A 16,332-nucleotide genomic window follows, 5' to 3' on the forward strand; every position below is an offset into this window, starting at 1 on the left:
CCGGCGGCAGCGTCAGGCCAGCAGCGCGCTGGGCACGCGCGGCGACGACATCAGCTCGCGGAACGCGGCCCAGTGTGCTTCGCGCGTGGCGCCCTGGCGCTCCACATACGCTTTCGCCATGTCCTGGCCCAGGTTGTAATTGATGACGTACGCGCCCATGGCGTCGTAGAACTGCAGGCGCTGCGCCGATTTCTCGGCCGGATACAGGCGCACGTTGACCAGCCATTCCAGCGCTTCTTCGCGGGTCAGGCTGCCTTCCAGGTACTGGCGCGCGATGTCATTGTCGGCGTAGCTCAGTTTGGCCAGCAAGGCATTGAGTTGCGCATAGCGGGGCGCCAGCTCTGGCTCGAGGCCGGCCAGCGGATACAGCACTTGCTGTTCGAAGTCCAGCCGCTCCGCCTCCGTAAAACTCAGTTCGATGCCGTAATTGGCCGTGCCTTCGGCGATCAAGGATTGCGGCGAGTACAGCGGGTAGACGCAGTATTCCATCCAGCCCTTGCCGCGCACCAGGTCGCGCTCGAGCAGCACGTTGTAGACGTGGTGGCCCGGATACGCTTCGTGGCAGCCGAGGTCGACGGCGCGATCGATATACACGGGCAAGTCCGTATTGATCTGGATCACGCTCTGGTAGTTACCCTTGTACCAGTTGTAGCCGCTCCAGGGTTTATCTGTAACAAATTCCAGCACGAAATCTTCGCCTTCGGGCAGGGCGATGTACTGCAAGGTGCGCTCGCGGCCCGCGCGGATGGCCGCATCCATGACGGCGCGCAGCTTGTCGGCTGGAATGACGAACTGCGCGCGGAAAGCGTTAACCCGGTCGCTCACCGTGCCGGGGCCGGCCAGCAGGGCGTCGATCTGCGCCACCAGTTCTGCGTAATATGCGCGGCTGTGGTGGGGCGAGACGGCGTCGTACAGGCGCGCGCTTTGCGTATCGAAATCGAGGCGTGCGCCTTGCAGCATGTCCGCCTTGGCCAGCACGGCCTGCAACTGCTTGCGCAGGTTGAGGGCGCGCAGGCAAGGTTCGTCGGCCAGCAGGGCCAGCGCCTTGTCTGTCGCGGCTTTGATGTCGCTCAAACTTAAATGCTGTTCTACCGCTTCCTGTTGCCATGCGGGCGGGCCGTAATACGCGTCCACGTACGAGGCATCGTGCTGGCCCATGGCCAGGACCAGCTTGACGTAGCGTTCGGCCACGTCGGCGAGGGAGGGGGAGTGGCTGTCGTCGTTCGTCATGGTGGCCTTGGTTTTCGCGGTTGGGCAGGCGCTTATTGTATAGCGCAATGGCATGCGCGTGAGGCGTGTACGCGTCACATCATTTCTTTACAGTAATTGGGAAAATACATCTTGATATAGTTCAGTGAACCCGACATTCAAGGCCTGCTTGAGCGGGTTTGGTAGCAAGATGGCGTGGTCCTCCTTTTACGTATCAGCGTGCTTTCCCCCTTGATTTTTCTTCGTTTATGGACGAATATGATGGTCGAGATCCGCCATTACCTGACGTCATCGGGCAGGGATTTGTATACGGAATGGCTGAAGCGCCAGCGCGACAACACGGCCAGGGTGGCCATCGTGCGCCGCGTGCTGCGTATGATTGCCGGCAATTTTGGCGACCATAAATTTTGCCATGATGGCGTGTGGGAATTGCGCATCGACGCGGGGCCTGGTTACCGCGTGTATTACGCCATCGCCGGCGAACAGATCATTTTATTGCTGTGCGGCGGAGACAAGCGCACGCAGCCGAAAGATATCGAATACGCCTGTGCCTGCTGGCACGACTGGAAGGAGATAGGACATGAAAGAGGAACTAAGCAAACCACCGAGAGACCGCTCGCATGACGAGGCGATGGCCGAACTGTACCGCGACGATCCCGATCTGGCCCTCGAATTGATCAACCATATCCTCGTCGATGGCGATCACGGCGAACTGCTGGCCGTGCTGCGCCAGCTGACGCGCGCCTTTGGCGGCGTGCCGGCCGTGGCGCAGGCGGCCAAGCTCAATCCCACCCAGCTGTACCGCACCCTGTCGCCCGAGGGCAATCCCTCGCTCGCCACCTTGACGGCCATCCTCGATGCCATGGGCTTGCGCCTGGCCGTGGAACCCAGGCAGCCCGAACGTCCATTTCCCGCGCCGGCCGCCTGAGTCCACGGCGTGGGCTTAAAACTCCACGGGCCGCGCCTCGCGCATCGCCTGCGTCATGGCCAGGCCGATGCGCGTCGCTTCCGTCGCGTCGTGCAGGGTCAATGACAAGGTGCGCCGGCCCAGCGCCGCATCCGTGAATTCCTGCGCCTCGATCAAAAAGGCGTCGGCGAAGCGGGCATAGAAGTCCGGCGTGCATTCGTTGCGCACGCCGTGCGCATCGGAAATTTCCACCCTGTTCAGGCGCGGATTGCTGCCCACGGCCAGGCGGCCGCCCGTGCCGAACACTTCCGTCAGGGTTTCATGGCCATGCGCCATGGTGCGCGACGCCATGAAGCTGGCCATGCTGCCGTCGCTGAACTCGACCGTCGCCAGGCCGTTGTCGACGTCGCCGAACGCCTGCAAGCCCGTGTGGATGGCGATGGTGCCGCTCGCATACACGCGTCTGGGCACGGGATTGCCCAGCAGCCAGCGCGCCAGGTCGATATCGTGCACGCTGCAATCGAGGAAGATGCCGCCGCTGGTGGGGGCAAAGCGCATGAAGGCGCCGCTGGGGTCGTTCTGGTCGCAGGTTTGCGAACGCACCAGATACGGCTTGCCGATCAGCCCTAGTGCGATCTTTTGCTGCGCGTCATGGTAGCTGGCGTCGAAACGCCGCACGAAGCCGATCATGACGGTCAGCTGCGGGTGGCGCGCCGCTTCGGCTTCCACCTTCAGGCAATCGGCCAGATCCAGCGACAGCGGTTTTTCGCAAAATACGTGCTTGCCGGCGCGCAAGGCGGCGATGATCTGGTCCGCATGCAGCGAGGTGGGCGTGACGAGAAAGACGGCGTCCAGGCCCGGATGGGCCAGCAGGGCGTCGTAGTCGGCATAGCCGGTGGTGATGCCGAGCTGGCTGGCGGCCCAGTCCAGTTCGGCGGGCACGGGGCTGCAGGCGGCCACGACTTCGGCGTTCGGCACGCGCTGCGCCAGGTTGATGGCGTGGCGCTGGCCCAGCCGGCCCAGGCCGACGATGCCGACTTTTAATGTTGGGGATGACATGGTGTCTCCAGATAGCTTTATTATTGGTTTATACAGTGACCACGCGCTGTTCGCGCCACGACAGGGTGGCCGCCTCGGCCAGTTCCAGGGCCTTCAAGCCATCGTGGACGGTGGTGCGCAGCGGCGTGCCGTGGCTGAGGGCGTCGAAGAAATGCGCCATTTCCTGCGCGTAAGCATGGCGATAACGTTCCAGGAAAAAATCTTCCGGCTTGTCCACGCTGACGTTCACGGCACCATAGGCTGTCACTTCCGTCGGCTTGTGATTGCCTGCTTGCAGCATGCCGGCGCTGCCCAGCACTTCGAAGCGCTGGTCGTAGCCGTAGGCGGCGCGGCGCGAGGCATTGATCTGGCACAAACGTCCCTTGGCCGTGCGGATGGTGACGACGGCCGTATCGAGGTCGCCCGCCGCGCCGATGGCCGGGTCGACGAGGCAGCTGCCCGTGGCGTGCACGCTGACGGCTTCATCGTCGAGTATCCAGCGGAAGATGTCGAAGTCGTGGATCAGCATATCCTTGAAGATGCCGCCCGAGACCTTGATGTAGCTGACAGGCGGCGGGCCTGGATCGCGGCTGGTAACCACCAGCAATTCCGGCGTGCCGATCTCGCCCGCTTCGATGCGTGTCTTGACGGCATTGAAGGTGGGATCGTAGCGGCGCTGGAAGCCCAGCATGCACAGCACCATGGCTTCCTTGACGGCGGCGGCGCAGGCGCGCGCCCGGTCCAGCGTCAAATCGACGGGTTTTTCGCAAAAGATGGCCTTGCCGGCGGCGGCCGAGCGCAGGATCAGGTCCGCGTGTGTGTCCGTGCTCGAGGCGATGACGACGGCCTTGACGGCCGGGTCGGCCAGCGCCGCTTCCACCGTGGCGCTGCTGCCGCCATGCAGGCCGGCCAAGGCGGCCGCCGCTTCCTGGTTGACGTCGACCACGTACTTGAACTGCACGCCGGGCTGGGCAGCCAGGTTGTCCGCGTGGATTTTGCCGATGCGTCCGGCGCCGAATAACGCTACTTCAATCATCATGTTCTCCTGGGGTGTGGATTTCTTCGATGTCGAGCTCTAGTTTGTATGCCAGCGCGATGAACAGCGCCTGGCACAGGCAGATGGTGCTGGTCAGCGAGCGGAAGGCGAAGGCACTGCCCTCGGTGACGGTGAGCAGCGCGTCGGCCGCCCGCGCGAGCGGGGCCAGCTTGCTGTCGGTAATCACCAGGACCTTGGCGCCCTTGTCCTGCGCCGCCTTGATGCACTGCTGGGTTTCCTTGCCGTAAGGCGAGAAACTGATGGCGATCGCCACATCGCGTTCGCGCACGCTGCGCATCTGTTCGCGGTGCATGCCGCCCAGTCCGCTAATCAGGTGCACGCGCTTGTCCGTGTGTTCCAGCGCGTAGGCGATGTAGGAGGCGATCGGGAACGAGCGGCGCACGCCGATCACATAGATATTTTCAGCTTTCAGCAGCAGGTTGACGGCCGCTTCCAGCTGGGCGTCGTCGAGGCCGGCCGCCAGGTCGTCGAGGCCGGCGCGGCTGGCGCCGACGAATTCGCGCGTCAGGTCGCCCGCGCTCAGGGCCGCGTCGCGCGTGGAAATGAGCTTGCGGATGCGCTGCTGGTAATCGGGCGTGGCGCCGGCCTGGTCGGTATAGGCCTGGCGGAACACGTCTTGCATTTCGGAAAAGCCCGTATAGCCGAAGCGCTGCGCGAAGCGCACGATGGCCGACGGCTGCACGTCGCAGGCGCTAGCGATGTCGCTGATGCGTTCGAGCATCAAACTGGCGCGGTGCTTTTCAATGTATTGCGCGATGACTTTCAGCTGGCGCGACAGATTGTCATATTCAGCGGCAATGTGCTGCATCAGCTGTTCGATGGGGGCGGTGGCTGCCATGATTTCTTTCCTTGGTGTACTTGCTGGGCCGCGACGGCGTCTCAATTCCATGCGGCTGGTTCTGGCGAGAATTATAGGAGGGAATCCTGAAAATAGAAACGAATTTCTATTTATATTTATTTTGAAAATTTTATTGCATTTGTCTTTTTTGTGGCCTAAGCTGTGCGCAGTGCATCGGGTCTTGCCGGTTGTCCGGTTCCCCGCTGACACGCTTCAAAAGCTGGCAACTATAAAAAATCAATCCTTCAAGGAGACATTCATGCAAAGCAATAAGCGTAAGGGATTTCTGAAGAGCCTGGCCATGCTGGGACTCGGCCTGGGACTGGGTCTGGGCATGAGCGCCAGCCACGCGGCGGGCGAGAAATTCGTGCTGATCAGCCATGCGCCCGATTCCGATTCCTGGTGGAATACGATCAAAAATTCTGTCAAGCAAGCAGGTGAAGACTTCAATGTCACCGTCGACTACCGCAACCCGCCGAATGGCGACCTGGCCGACATGGCGCGCCTGGTCGAGCAATCGGCGGCCCGCAACTATGACGGCGTGATCGTCAGCATCGCCGACTTCAGCGTGCTGCAAAAACCGCTGGGCCTCGTTGCCGCCAAGAAGATTCCGTTTGTCACGATCAACTCCGGCACCCTGGCGCAAAGCGAGCAGCTGGGCGCCGTGATGCACGTGGGCCAGCCTGAATACGAGGCAGGCAAGGGCGCCGGCGAAAAAGCCAAGGCGGCCGGCATCAAGTCCTTCGTCTGCGTCAACCATTACGCGACGAACCCGTCGTCGTTCGAGCGTTGCCGCGGCTTTGCCGAGGCCATCGGCGTCGATTTCAAGGCCGCCACCCTGGATGCGGGCGAAGATCCGACCACCATCGAAAGCAAGCTGAGCGCCTACCTGCGCAACAACCCGAAAACCCAGGCCGTGCTGGCGCTGGGCCCCACCTCGGCCCACGCTTCGCTCAAGGCGCTGGAAAAGATGGGTTTGAAGGGCAAGATGTGGTTCGCCACGTTCGACCTGTCCGATGAAATCTCGAAAGGCATCAAGGATGGCAGCATCCAGTTCGCCATCGACCAGCAGCCCTACCTGCAAGGCTACATCCCCGTTGCCGTACTGGCCATCATGAAGCAGGACAAGACCACGGACCTGGCCAAGGTGCGCGAAAAGCTGGTCAATAACGCCAAGTTCAAGGCGCGCCTGGCCGAATACGGCCTGGCGCCATCGTATGGCCCGCGCCATATCGGTTCCGGTCCGGGTTATGTCACCAAGGACAATATCGGCAAGGTGGAGAAATACGCCGGCCAGTTCCGTTAAGCACCCGCTTTTCAATTCAATCAATACCTTACAACGCCTAACAAAACCGTAGCGAGCGGATGGGAGTTGTGGTTGAGAAGCGGAACTGTACGAATGTACAGTGAGCATCGGAGACCGCAAATCGCGACGCGCAGTAGATTTTGACAGGTGTTCTTAGTTGTTGTCCCCGCGCGCAGGCCTAGCTTGCCGGCGCGCGGGTCCTGCCGCCCTGGAATTGTTGTCGAGGCTGGCAGGTTGCTATAAATCAAGGGAGACATAGCATGAGTACCGTGAAATTCAGCGTGGAACAGGGCGGCATGGCCGCCTCGGGCACGCCGCCGCAAAAGCAGGGCTTTGATGAGCGCGTGGGACAGGTCAGCTGGCTCAAGCGGCTGTTCAGCCGCCCGGAATTCGCCTCGATCTCGGGCGCCATCCTGGTGTTCGCCTTCTTCATCCTGACGGCCGGCGACTCCGGCATGTTCAACCTGGACGGCGTGATCAACTGGGCGCAGGTGGCCGCCTACCTGGGCATCATCGCCATCGGCGCCTGCGTCTTGATGATCGCCGGCGAATTCGACCTGTCGATCGGCTCCATGATCGGCTTTGCCGGCATGATGATCGCCATTCCTTCCGTCTATTTCCACTGGCCCGTGTGGGCCGCCATCCTGTTCGCCTTTGCCGGCTCGATGGCGCTGGGCTGGCTCAACGGCTACCTCGTCATCAAGACGCGCTTGCCATCGTTCATCGTCACCCTGGCCTTTTTGTTCATCCTGCGCGGCCTGACCCTGGCCCTGTCCATCATGTTCGCCAACCGCACCATCGTCAGCGGCATCGGCGCGCTGGCCGCCGACGACTGGCTGGCCACGACCCTGTTCCATGGCGAAGTGGGCACCTCGCTGTTCGCCTGGATGGCCAAGGCGGGCTGGATCACGGCGCTCGACAATGGCGCGCCGCTGGTCAAGGGCATACCCAAGGTCATCGTCTGGTGGGCCGGCCTGGCGCTCGTGTCCGGCTTCGTCCTGGCCCGCACCCGCATCGGCAACTGGATCTTCGCCGTCGGCGGCGACGCCAACGCGGCCAAGAACGTGGGCGTACCCGTGAAAACCATCAAGGTATCGCTGTTCGTCTTCACCGCCTTCTGCGCCTGCCTGTTTGCCACATTGCAAGTATTTGACGTGGGATCGGCCGCCGCCGACCGCGGCATGCAGAAGGAGTTCGAAGCCATCATCGCGGCCGTCATCGGCGGCGCCCTGCTGACGGGCGGCTACGGTTCCGTCGTCGGCGCCTGCTTCGGCGCGCTGATTTTCGGCGTGGTGCAGATCGGCATTACTTATACGAATATCAATTCCGACTGGTTCCGCGTCTTCCTCGGCGTCATGCTGCTGATCGCGGTACTGTTCAACAACTTTGTCCGTGCCCGTGTCACGGAAGCGAGATAAGCCATGAGCGAATACATCCTTGCGCTGGAAAACATCAGCAAACGTTTCGGCTCCGTCATCGCCCTGCAAAACGTCACCCTGCGTTTGAAACCGGGCGAAGTGCATTGCCTGCTGGGCGACAACGGCGCCGGCAAGTCGACCCTGATCAAGACCCTGGCCGGCGTGCACCGGCCCACCGATGGCCAATACCTGGTCGACGGCCAGCCCGTCAGCTTCAATTCGCCGAAAGAGGCGCTGGACCTGGGCGTGGCCACCGTCTACCAGGACCTGGCGCTGGTGCCTCTGCTGTCCGTGGCGCGCAATTTCTTCATGGGCCGCGAGCCGATCAAGAAAATGTTCGGCGTGCTGCCCGTGATGGATATGGAGTATGCGGCCACCACGGCGCGCGACAAGCTGGCCGAGATGGGCATCATGGTGCGCGACCCGCACCAGGCCGTGGGCACCATGTCGGGCGGCGAGCGGCAATGCCTGGCCATTGCCCGCGCCATCCACTTCGGCGCGCGCGTGCTGATCCTCGACGAACCGACGGCGGCCTTGGGCGTGAAACAATCGTTCAATGTGCTGAAACTGATCTACAAGGCGCGCGAGCGGGGCTTGTCCGTGATCTTTATTACCCACAATGTGCACCATGCCTATCCCGTGGGCGACTCGTTCACTCTGTTGAACCGGGGCAAGTCGCTGGGGACTTATACCAAGGAAACCGTTTCCAAGGATGAGGTACTCGACATGATGGCGGGCGGTGCGGAAATGCAAACGCTGATGGCTGAACTCGACGGTGTCACGATTTAAGGATAACCATGAATAACCCGACACAATTTGCCCAGGGCCGCGCGCTCGACGTGATCTGCCTGGGCCGCCTGGCGGTGGACCTGTACGCGCAGCAGATCGGCAGCCCGCTGGAAGACGCGACGAGTTTCGCCAAATACCTGGGCGGCTCGTCGGCGAACATCGCCTTCGGCACGGCCCGGCTGGGCCTGAAGTCCGCCATGCTGTCGAAAGTGGGCGACGACCACATGGGGCGTTTCTTGACGGATACTTTGGCGCAGGAGGGCTGCGACGTCAGCCATGTCGGCATCGACCGCGACCGCCTGACGGCGCTCGTGATGCTGGGCATCAAGGACAAGAACACCTTCCCGCTGATCTTTTATCGCGAAAATTGCGCCGACATGGCCATCGACGCCGCGTCGGTGGATGCGGCCTTCATTGCCTCGAGCAAGGCGCTGTTGATCACTGGCACGCATTTCTCCACCGCCGCCATGCACGCCGTCAGCACGCAGGCACTCACACTGGCGCGCGCCAATAATGTGCGCACCGTGCTCGACATCGATTACCGGCCCGTGCTGTGGGGCTTGTCGGGCAAGGCGGACGGCGAAACGCGGTTCGTCTCGAACGAAGGCGTCACCCGCCACTTGCAGGCGATCCTGCCGCAGTTCGACCTGATCGTCGGCACGGAAGAGGAATTCATGATCGCCGGCGGCGGCTTTGATATCATGGCGTCCCTGCGCGCCGTGCGGGCCGCCACCCTGGCGACCCTGGTCGTCAAGCGGGGGCCGCTGGGCAGCGCCGTCATCGACAGCGTGGTGCCGGCCAGTCTGGATGACGCCTATAACTACCGCGGCGTGCGGGTGGAGGTGCTCAATGTGCTCGGCGCGGGCGACGCTTTTCTTTCCGGTTTCCTGAAAGGCTGGCTGCGCGGCGAGGATTACGAGGCGTGCTGCCGCTATGCGAACGGCTGCGGCGCCCTCGTCGTGTCGCGCCACGGCTGCGCGCCGGCCATGCCGTCGCCCGTGGAGCTCGATTATTTTCTCGCCAATGCGGCCAAACTGACGCAACCGGACCAGGACGCCACCTTGTCGCGCCTGCACCGCACGACGGTGGCGCGCCCGCAGTGGGACGAACTGTGCGTGTTTGCGTTCGATCACCGCACGCAATTCTTTGAGCTGGCGCAACAAGCGGGCGCGCCCGAATCGCGTATCTGGGCCTTGAAGCAATTGATGGTGCAAGCCGTGGCGCAGACGGAAACGGCCTTGCAGCTGGCCGGCAAGACGGGCGTGCTGATCGATGGCCGCTATGGCGTCGACGCTCTCAACGATGCAACGGGACGGGGCTGGTGGATAGGCCGTCCCGTGGAATTGCCGGGATCAAACCCGCTGCAGTTCGACTGGGGCCGCTCGATCGGCTCGCATCTGCTCAGCTGGCCGAAGGAACACGTGATCAAATGCCTGGTGCAGCTGCACCCGGACGACGCCGTGGAAAACCGCCTGGAGCAGGAAGCGCAGATCAAGGCCCTGTATGACGCGGCGCAAGTGAGCGGTCACGAACTGTTGCTCGAAGTCATACCGTCGGACGCCTTGCCGCAGGGTGACGATACCGTCTTGCGCGCCGTCAAGCGCCTGTACAACCTGGGCATCTATCCGGAATGGTGGAAGCTGGAAAGTATGTCGGCCAAGCAATGGCAAGCCATCGATGCCCTCGTGCACGAGCGCGATCCGCATTGCCGTGGCGTCGTCCTGCTGGGGTTGAACGCCCCCATCGACAAGCTGGCCGCCAGTTTCGAACAGGCCAGCGCCAGCAGCACCTGCAAGGGTTTCATGGTCGGTCGCACCATCTTCCAGGAACCGAGCCGCCGCTGGCTGGCCGGCGAGCTTGACGATGCGGGCCTGATTACCGCCGTACGGGCCAATTTCGAGCTGTTGATTGCCCTGTGGCAGCGCACGCGTAACCGCCTGGAGCGTGCGGCATGAGCGCCACCGTTCGTTTGACCATGGCGCAGGCGCTGGTGCGCTATCTGTCGGCATTGCGTACCGAGGAGGGCGCAGCCTTGTTTGGCGGCGCTTTCGCCATCTTTGGCCACGGCAATGTGGCGGGCCTGGGCGAAGCGCTGTACCAGTACCGCGACAGCTTCCCCACGTATCGGGCGCACAATGAGCAGGCGATGGCGCATGCGGCCATCGCCTATGCGAAAGCGCACATGCGCCGGCGCATGATGGCCGTGACCAGTTCCATCGGTCCCGGTGCGACGAATCTGCTGACGGCCGCCGCGCTGGCGCACGTCAACCGCCTGCCGGTCCTGCTCTTGCCCGGCGACGTCTTCGTCTCGCGCGCGCCGGACCCCGTCTTGCAGCAGCTCGAAGACGCCACCGATGGCAGCGTCTCGGTCAACGATGCTTTTAAACCTTTATCGCGCTATTTCGACCGCATCGTGTATCCGGAGCAACTGCTCACTGCCTTGCCGCGGGCGATAGCCGCCTTGACGGACGCGGCCGCCTGCGGCCCCGTTACTTTATCTTTGCCGCAAGACGTGCAGACGATGGCGTATGACTATCCGGAAGAATTCTTTGCGCCGCGTGTCGTGCGTTTTCGCGCCGTGCCGCCCGTCGAGCAGGAACTGGACGATGCCGCGCTGCTGCTGAGAAACGCGAAACAGCCGCTGATCGTGGCCGGCGGCGGCGTGCTGTACGGCAAGGCCAGCGCCGCCCTGCAGGCGTTTGCCGAGCGCCACGGCATTCCCGTGGCGGAAACCCAGGCGGGCAAGAGTTCCCTGCCGTGGGATCATCCATTGCAGCTGGGGGCCATCGGCGTGACCGGTTCGCCCGCCGCCAACAGCCTGGCGGCGCAGGCCGACGTGGTGCTGGCCGTCGGCACGCGCTTGCAGGATTTCACGACGGGCTCCAATTCCCTGTTTGCGCAAGCGCAACTGCTCAGCCTGAACGTCAACGCATTCGATGTGCTGAAGCGCCGTGGCCTGGGCCTGCAGGCGGACGCGACGCTCGGCTTGCAGGGCCTGTCGCAGCGCCTGGAGCGCTGGAACAGCGCGGGCCAGTGGCTGGACCGGGCGCAGCAGGCAGGGAGCGCGTGGCGCGACACCGTGCTGGCGATCACGGGAAAACGGGAAGTGGCCGGCTTGCCGTACGACGGCGAAGTCATCGGCGCCGTGCAGCGTTCTTCACCGGACTCGACCACCCGCGACATCGTCGTCTGCGCGGCGGGCACCCTGCCGGCCGAACTGCATAAACTGTGGAGAACATCGACGCCGGGCGGCTACCACATGGAATACGGCTATTCGTGCATGGGCTATGAGATCGCCGGCGGCCTCGGCGTCAAGATGGCGCAGCCCGACGCCGAGGTCATCGTCATGGTGGGCGACGGCAGCTATCTGATGATGAATTCGGAAATCGCCACTTCCGTCATGCTGGACAAGAAACTCATCGTCGTCGTGCTCGACAACCGCGGCTATGGCTGCATCAACCGCCTGCAGCAGGCCTGCGGCAATGCCTCGTTCAACAATATGTTGCCCGACAGCGCACCGCGCATCGACTTCGCCCTGCATGCGCAGTCGCTGGGCGCCTTGAGCGAGCACGTGGCCAGTATCGCAGAATTGGAGCAAGCCATGCTGCGCGCCCGGGGAGCTTCCCGCACGTATCTGATCTGCATCAGTACGGACGCCGCGCGCACGACCGAGGAGGGTGGTTGCTGGTGGGAAGTGGCCGTGCCCGAGGTCTCCACGCAAGCCGGCGTGCAAGAGGCCCGTGCCCGTTATGAAAACGATCGCCTGAAACAAAGGAATTGAGATGACTACATGGAATGTCAGGATCGGCATCAACCCGATCTCGTGGATGAACGACGATTTACCGAGCCTGGGCGGCGAGACGCCCCTGGAAACGGCCTTGAAAGAAGGCGCCGAGATCGGCTACGTGGGTTTCGAACTGGGCAACAAGTTTCCCAAGGATGCCCCGTCCCTGAACGCCGTGCTGGGGAAATATGGCCTGGCGTGTGTCTCCGGCTGGTATTCGGGCCGCCTGGCGCACCGCTCGGTGGAAGAGGAGATCGCGTCTGTTGGTCCGCATTTGCGGCTGCTGGCCGACAGCGGCGCCACCGTCATGGTCTACGGCGAGGTGGCCGACGCCATCCAGGGCGAAGCGCGCCCCCTGTATAAACGTCCGCGTTTCCAGTCCGCCCAGCAATGGCAGGACTACGCGGACAAATTGACGGCGTTTGCCGCCCACCTGCTGGCGCACGGCGTGCGCCTCGCCTACCACCATCACATGGGCGCCTACGTGGAAACCCCCGCTGACGTGGATCAACTGATGGCCTTGACGGGCCCGGAAGTGGGCTTGCTGTTTGATACGGGTCATATCACCTTTGCCGGCGGCGACGCGCTGGCGGTTTTAAACAAGCATATCGACAGGATTTGCCACGTGCATTGCAAGGACGTGCGGCCGAACGTGGTGAAACTGGCCCGCAATGGCCACTGGAGTTTTTTACAGGCCGTCATCAATGGCGCCTTCAGCGTGCCCGGCGACGGCTGCATCGACTTCCCGGCCATCCTGACGCGTTTGTATCTGCATGGCTACGAGGGCTGGCTGGTGGTGGAGGCGGAACAGGACCCGGCCGTGGCGCCCAGCTACCAGTACGCGAAGATGGGCCACGACTACCTGGCAAGCCTGGTCGACGCGATTCCCCGCCTGGGCAGGGAGGCGGCATGAGCCCGCTGCTGGTCAAGGCCCGGGCGGGCTCCGCTATCGTCGAGGTCACGCCGGAATCGGCCGGCTGGACGCACGTGGGCTTTGCCGCCCACCGCCTGGCGCCCGGCGAGGCCCTGAAGCTGGACACGGGCGGCCGCGAGCTGTGCATCGTCGTGCTGACGGGCACCGTCACCGTGCAGGCGGGCGGACAGACCTGGGAAGCCATCGGCAATCGCGCCAGCGTGTTTGAAGAGCGCTCGCCGTATGCCGTGTATGTGCCGCTGGAAACAACGGTCGGCATCACGGCCGTGAGCGCTGCCGAGGTCGCCCTGTGCAGCGCGCCGGCCACGACGCACCGTCCGGCGCGCCTGATCGAGCCGGCCAGCATGGCGCGCTCCGTGCGCGGCCAGGGCGCCAATACGCGCTATGTGTGCGACATCCTGCCGCAGACGGCCGAGGCGGACGGCTTGCTGGTGGTCGAGGTAGTCACGCCGTCCGGTCATTCCTCGAGCTATCCGCCGCACAAGCACGACAGCGACAATGTTCCACAGGAAAGTTCTCTGGAAGAAACCTATTACCACCGCCTCAATCCGGAGCAGGGCTTTGCCTACCAGCGCGTCTACACGGATGACCGTTCCATCGATGAGGCCATGGCCGTGGAAAACCACGACGTGGTGATGGTGCCCAGGGGCTACCACCCCGTCACCGTGCCGTATGGCTACGACGGCTATTACCTGAACGTGATGGCCGGCCCGAAACGCGTGTGGCATTTTAAAAATGACCCGGCCCATGAATGGCTGATGCAGACCAAATAATCAAGGACAAGATATGACGACCCCGACAATCGGCCACTTTATTGGTGGCAACCCCATGACTTCGCGCTCGGAGCGCACGAGCGATGTCTTCAATCCTGCCACGGGCGAGGTGACGGCGAAGGTGGCGCTGGCCACTGCCGCCGAGCTGAACGCGGCCGTGGCCGCCGCCCACGCGGCCTTTCCCGCCTGGTCGCAGACCTCGCCCCTGCGCCGCGCCCGCGTCATGTTCAAGTTCAAGGAATTGCTGGAAGAACATTCCGACCAACTGGCCGCCCTGATTACCGCCGAGCACGGCAAAGTGTTTACGGATGCCAAGGGCGAAGTCACGCGCGGCATCGAAGTGGTGGAATTTGCCTGCGGCATCCCGCAAATGATGAAGGGAGAGTATTCGGAGCAGGTGGCCGGCGGCATCGACGCCTGGTCGATCCGCCAGGCGCTCGGTGTCTGTGTCGGCATCACGCCGTTCAATTTTCCCGTGATGGTGCCGATGTGGATGTTCCCGATGGCCATTGCCTGCGGCAATACCTTTGTATTGAAACCGTCGGAGCGCGACTCGTCGGCCAGCCTGCTGCTGGCGCAGCTGCTGACGGACGCGGGCTTGCCCGACGGCGTCTTCAACGTCGTGCAGGGAGATAAAGAGGCCGTCGACGGCTTGCTGCATCATCCGGACGTGCGCGCCGTCAGCTTTGTCGGTTCCACGCCGATCGCCGAGTATATTTACGCCACCGGCTGCGCGCAGGGCAAGCGCGTGCAGGCCCTGGGCGGCGCGAAAAACCACATGGTGGTCATGCCGGACGCGGATATCGCGCAGACGGTGGACGCCCTGATGGGCGCCGCCTTCGGTTCGGCGGGCGAGCGCTGCATGGCCATTTCCGTCGTCGTGGCGGTCGGCAATGTGGGCGACCAGCTGGTGGAAGCGCTGGTGCCGCGCATCGCGGCCCTGAAAATCACGCAAGGCATGGATTTGAAGGCGGAAATGGGGCCCGTGGTGACGCAGGTGCACAAGGACAAGATCGCCGGCTACATCGCCACGGGCGTCAAGGAAGGCGCCAGCCTGGTGGCCGACGGCCGCGGTTTCGTGCTGCCCGGCTATGAGCGCGGCTTTTTCCTCGGCGGCAGCCTGTTCGACCATGTGACGCCGGAGATGACGATTTATAAGGAAGAAATCTTCGGTCCCGTCCTGTGCATCGTGCGCGTGCCCGATTTCGCCACGGCGCTGGAGCTGGTCAACGCCCATGAATACGGCAATGGCACGGCCATTTATACGCGCGACGGCAATACGGCGCGCGAATACACGCACCGGGTGCAAGTCGGGATGGTGGGGGTGAACGTGCCGATCCCCGTGCCGATGGCCTTCCACAGCTTCGGCGGCTGGAAGCGCAGCCTGTTCGGCGACCACCACGCGCACGGGCCGGAAGCGGTGCGTTTCTACACGAAGCAGAAGGCCGTGACGCAGCGCTGGCCCGCCTCAACGGCGGCGGGCGCCGAGTTTGCCATGCCGACACTCAAGTAAATCCAGCTGGTTCGCTTCTTGCTTACTGCAATGGTTGTGTTCAGCCATTGCAGACCGCCACCATGACGTCCAGCCGTACCCAGCCTTTGCGCATCGTTGTCGTCAATACCATCGTCGAGCAAGGCGTGCACGGGGACGCGGCGTGGGCGGCGCAAGTGCAGCGTGGCAATGCCTTGCGCATCGGCTTGCTGGAATCGGGTTTTGACATCGTCGCCTCGCTGCCAGCCGACCTTTACCTCCCCGAGCGCATCGCCCAGCTGCAGCCCGACCTCATCATCATCGACGCGGAATCGGACGCGCGCGACGTGCTCGAACACATCGTCATCGCCACGCGCGACGAGCGCCGTCCCATCGTCCTGTTTACGGAAGACGGCGCCACGGCCAGCATCGACGCAGCCATGGCGGCCGGCGTCTCCGCCTACATCGTGGCCGGCTTGCAGGCCGAACGCATCTTGCCCGTGCTCAACGTGGCGCTGGCGCGCTTCCGCCAGGAAGAAAAACTCCGGGCCGAATTGCACGAATCGCGGCACAAATTGCTGGAACGCAAAGTGATCGAGCGGGCCAAGGGCCTGTTGATGACGCATCACGGCTTGACGGAAGAGCAGGCTTACCAGCGCTTGCGCAGCATGGCCATGAACAAGAAACTCAAGCTGGCCGACATCGCCCAGCGCATCCTCGACGTGGAGGACTTGCTGGGATGAAACGTCCATTTCCTGACACATGCTGGTGCAACGCACCATGGCGGTGCAATGCCAGCCGGACCAGA

The 16,332-nt window shown here is 63.2% G+C and carries 15 protein-coding genes; 11 read left to right on the forward strand and 4 right to left on the reverse strand.

What is annotated here, in order from left to right; translation table 11 throughout:
• Positions 1 to 12: 12 nt before the first annotated feature.
• Positions 13 to 1,230: a hypothetical protein gene (locus tag AC07VI_RS22945; RefSeq protein ID WP_492993649.1), complete on the reverse strand. Its 1,218-nt coding sequence runs from the start codon at positions 1,228 to 1,230 to the stop codon at positions 13 to 15.
• Between the two features lie 237 nt (positions 1,231 to 1,467).
• Between AC07VI_RS22945 and AC07VI_RS22950 the strand changes: the two genes are divergently transcribed.
• A complete protein-coding gene (locus tag AC07VI_RS22950; RefSeq protein ID WP_492993651.1) occupies positions 1,468 to 1,833 on the forward strand; it encodes a type II toxin-antitoxin system RelE/ParE family toxin in 366 nt (121 codons plus the stop codon).
• Positions 1,790 to 2,137 (forward strand): helix-turn-helix domain-containing transcriptional regulator, encoded by a 348-nt coding sequence (locus AC07VI_RS22955; RefSeq protein WP_086147280.1) that lies wholly within the window; start codon positions 1,790 to 1,792, stop codon positions 2,135 to 2,137. Before AC07VI_RS22950 ends, AC07VI_RS22955 begins: the two co-directional genes overlap by 44 nt.
• 15 nt (positions 2,138 to 2,152) lie before the next feature.
• Here AC07VI_RS22955 and AC07VI_RS22960 read toward each other — a convergent pair whose 3' ends face one another.
• From AC07VI_RS22960 to AC07VI_RS22970, 3 genes are read right to left on the reverse strand one after another with little or no spacing between them, the layout of a single operon-like run.
• Entirely contained in the window at positions 2,153 to 3,175 is a 1,023-nt protein-coding gene (locus AC07VI_RS22960; protein ID WP_099375814.1) for a Gfo/Idh/MocA family oxidoreductase, read from the reverse strand.
• A 28-nt stretch (positions 3,176 to 3,203) separates the two neighbouring features.
• Positions 3,204 to 4,190, reverse strand: a complete 987-nt coding sequence (gene iolG / locus AC07VI_RS22965; protein ID WP_492996298.1) for an inositol 2-dehydrogenase — start codon at positions 4,188 to 4,190, stop codon at positions 3,204 to 3,206.
• Positions 4,183 to 5,049: a MurR/RpiR family transcriptional regulator gene (locus AC07VI_RS22970; RefSeq protein WP_099375816.1), complete on the reverse strand. Its 867-nt coding sequence runs from the start codon at positions 5,047 to 5,049 to the stop codon at positions 4,183 to 4,185. Before AC07VI_RS22970 ends, iolG begins: the two co-directional genes overlap by 8 nt.
• Positions 5,050 to 5,350: 301 nt before the next feature.
• Here AC07VI_RS22970 and AC07VI_RS22975 point away from each other — a divergent pair, with 301 nt between their 5' ends.
• The 9 genes from AC07VI_RS22975 (at position 5,351) to AC07VI_RS23015 (ending at position 16,267) form a co-directional block, all read left to right on the forward strand.
• A complete protein-coding gene (locus tag AC07VI_RS22975; protein WP_086147301.1) occupies positions 5,351 to 6,355 on the forward strand; it encodes a sugar ABC transporter substrate-binding protein in 1,005 nt (334 codons plus the stop codon).
• Positions 6,356 to 6,651: 296 nt separating this feature from the next.
• Positions 6,652 to 7,773 carry an ABC transporter permease gene (locus AC07VI_RS22980; protein ID WP_086147302.1) on the forward strand — a complete coding sequence of 374 codons (1,122 nt, stop codon included), beginning with the start codon at positions 6,652 to 6,654 and terminating at the stop codon, positions 7,771 to 7,773.
• A 3-nt stretch (positions 7,774 to 7,776) separates the two neighbouring features.
• Positions 7,777 to 8,562, forward strand: coding sequence for an ATP-binding cassette domain-containing protein (locus AC07VI_RS22985; RefSeq protein WP_086147283.1), 786 nt, complete (start codon positions 7,777 to 7,779; stop codon positions 8,560 to 8,562).
• A gap of 8 nt (positions 8,563 to 8,570) precedes the next feature.
• Positions 8,571 to 10,517, forward strand: coding sequence for a bifunctional 5-dehydro-2-deoxygluconokinase/5-dehydro-2-deoxyphosphogluconate aldolase (locus AC07VI_RS22990; RefSeq protein WP_086147284.1), 1,947 nt, complete (start codon positions 8,571 to 8,573; stop codon positions 10,515 to 10,517).
• On the forward strand, positions 10,514 to 12,343 hold the full coding sequence (gene iolD, locus AC07VI_RS22995) for a 3D-(3,5/4)-trihydroxycyclohexane-1,2-dione acylhydrolase (decyclizing) (RefSeq protein WP_492993655.1): 1,830 nt from the start codon (positions 10,514 to 10,516) through the stop codon (positions 12,341 to 12,343). The genes AC07VI_RS22990 and iolD overlap by 4 nt, the downstream gene beginning before the upstream one ends.
• A 1-nt stretch (position 12,344) precedes the next feature.
• On the forward strand, positions 12,345 to 13,259 hold the full coding sequence (iolE, locus tag AC07VI_RS23000; RefSeq protein ID WP_086147286.1) for a myo-inosose-2 dehydratase: 915 nt from the start codon (positions 12,345 to 12,347) through the stop codon (positions 13,257 to 13,259).
• Positions 13,256 to 14,053, forward strand: coding sequence for a 5-deoxy-glucuronate isomerase (gene iolB / locus AC07VI_RS23005; protein ID WP_086147287.1), 798 nt, complete (start codon positions 13,256 to 13,258; stop codon positions 14,051 to 14,053). Before iolE ends, iolB begins: the two co-directional genes overlap by 4 nt.
• Positions 14,054 to 14,066: 13 nt before the next feature.
• Positions 14,067 to 15,566 (forward strand): CoA-acylating methylmalonate-semialdehyde dehydrogenase, encoded by a 1,500-nt coding sequence (locus tag AC07VI_RS23010; RefSeq protein WP_492993658.1) that lies wholly within the window; start codon positions 14,067 to 14,069, stop codon positions 15,564 to 15,566.
• A gap of 62 nt (positions 15,567 to 15,628) precedes the next feature.
• Positions 15,629 to 16,267, forward strand: a complete 639-nt coding sequence (locus AC07VI_RS23015) for an ANTAR domain-containing response regulator (RefSeq protein ID WP_492993660.1) — start codon at positions 15,629 to 15,631, stop codon at positions 16,265 to 16,267.
• Positions 16,268 to 16,332: the final 65 nt, after the last annotated feature.

The sequence above is a fragment of the Janthinobacterium sp. GW821-FHT03A03 genome (assembly GCF_059421435.1).

Excerpts from the sequence above, each read along its gene's own strand:
- iolD (WP_492993655.1), top strand. The coding sequence starts at position 10,514 with ATGAGCGCCACCGTTCGTTTGACCATGGCGCAGGCGCTGGTGCGCTAT.
- AC07VI_RS22955 (WP_086147280.1), top strand. The coding sequence starts at position 1,790 with ATGAAAGAGGAACTAAGCAAACCACCGAGAGACCGCTCGCATGACGAG.
- iolE (WP_086147286.1), top strand. The coding sequence starts at position 12,345 with ATGACTACATGGAATGTCAGGATCGGCATCAACCCGATCTCGTGGATG.
- iolG (WP_492996298.1), bottom strand. The coding sequence starts at position 4,190 with ATGATTGAAGTAGCGTTATTCGGCGCCGGACGCATCGGCAAAATCCAC.
- AC07VI_RS22985 (WP_086147283.1), top strand. The coding sequence starts at position 7,777 with ATGAGCGAATACATCCTTGCGCTGGAAAACATCAGCAAACGTTTCGGC.
- AC07VI_RS22975 (WP_086147301.1), top strand. The coding sequence starts at position 5,351 with ATGCTGGGACTCGGCCTGGGACTGGGTCTGGGCATGAGCGCCAGCCAC.
- AC07VI_RS22945 (WP_492993649.1), bottom strand. The coding sequence starts at position 1,230 with ATGACGAACGACGACAGCCACTCCCCCTCCCTCGCCGACGTGGCCGAA.
- AC07VI_RS22950 (WP_492993651.1), top strand. The coding sequence starts at position 1,468 with ATGATGGTCGAGATCCGCCATTACCTGACGTCATCGGGCAGGGATTTG.
- AC07VI_RS22970 (WP_099375816.1), bottom strand. The coding sequence starts at position 5,049 with ATGGCAGCCACCGCCCCCATCGAACAGCTGATGCAGCACATTGCCGCT.
- AC07VI_RS22960 (WP_099375814.1), bottom strand. The coding sequence starts at position 3,175 with ATGTCATCCCCAACATTAAAAGTCGGCATCGTCGGCCTGGGCCGGCTG.
- iolB (WP_086147287.1), top strand. The coding sequence starts at position 13,256 with ATGAGCCCGCTGCTGGTCAAGGCCCGGGCGGGCTCCGCTATCGTCGAG.
- AC07VI_RS23015 (WP_492993660.1), top strand. The coding sequence starts at position 15,629 with ATGACGTCCAGCCGTACCCAGCCTTTGCGCATCGTTGTCGTCAATACC.
- AC07VI_RS22980 (WP_086147302.1), top strand. The coding sequence starts at position 6,652 with ATGGCCGCCTCGGGCACGCCGCCGCAAAAGCAGGGCTTTGATGAGCGC.
- AC07VI_RS22990 (WP_086147284.1), top strand. The coding sequence starts at position 8,571 with ATGAATAACCCGACACAATTTGCCCAGGGCCGCGCGCTCGACGTGATC.
- AC07VI_RS23010 (WP_492993658.1), top strand. The coding sequence starts at position 14,067 with ATGACGACCCCGACAATCGGCCACTTTATTGGTGGCAACCCCATGACT.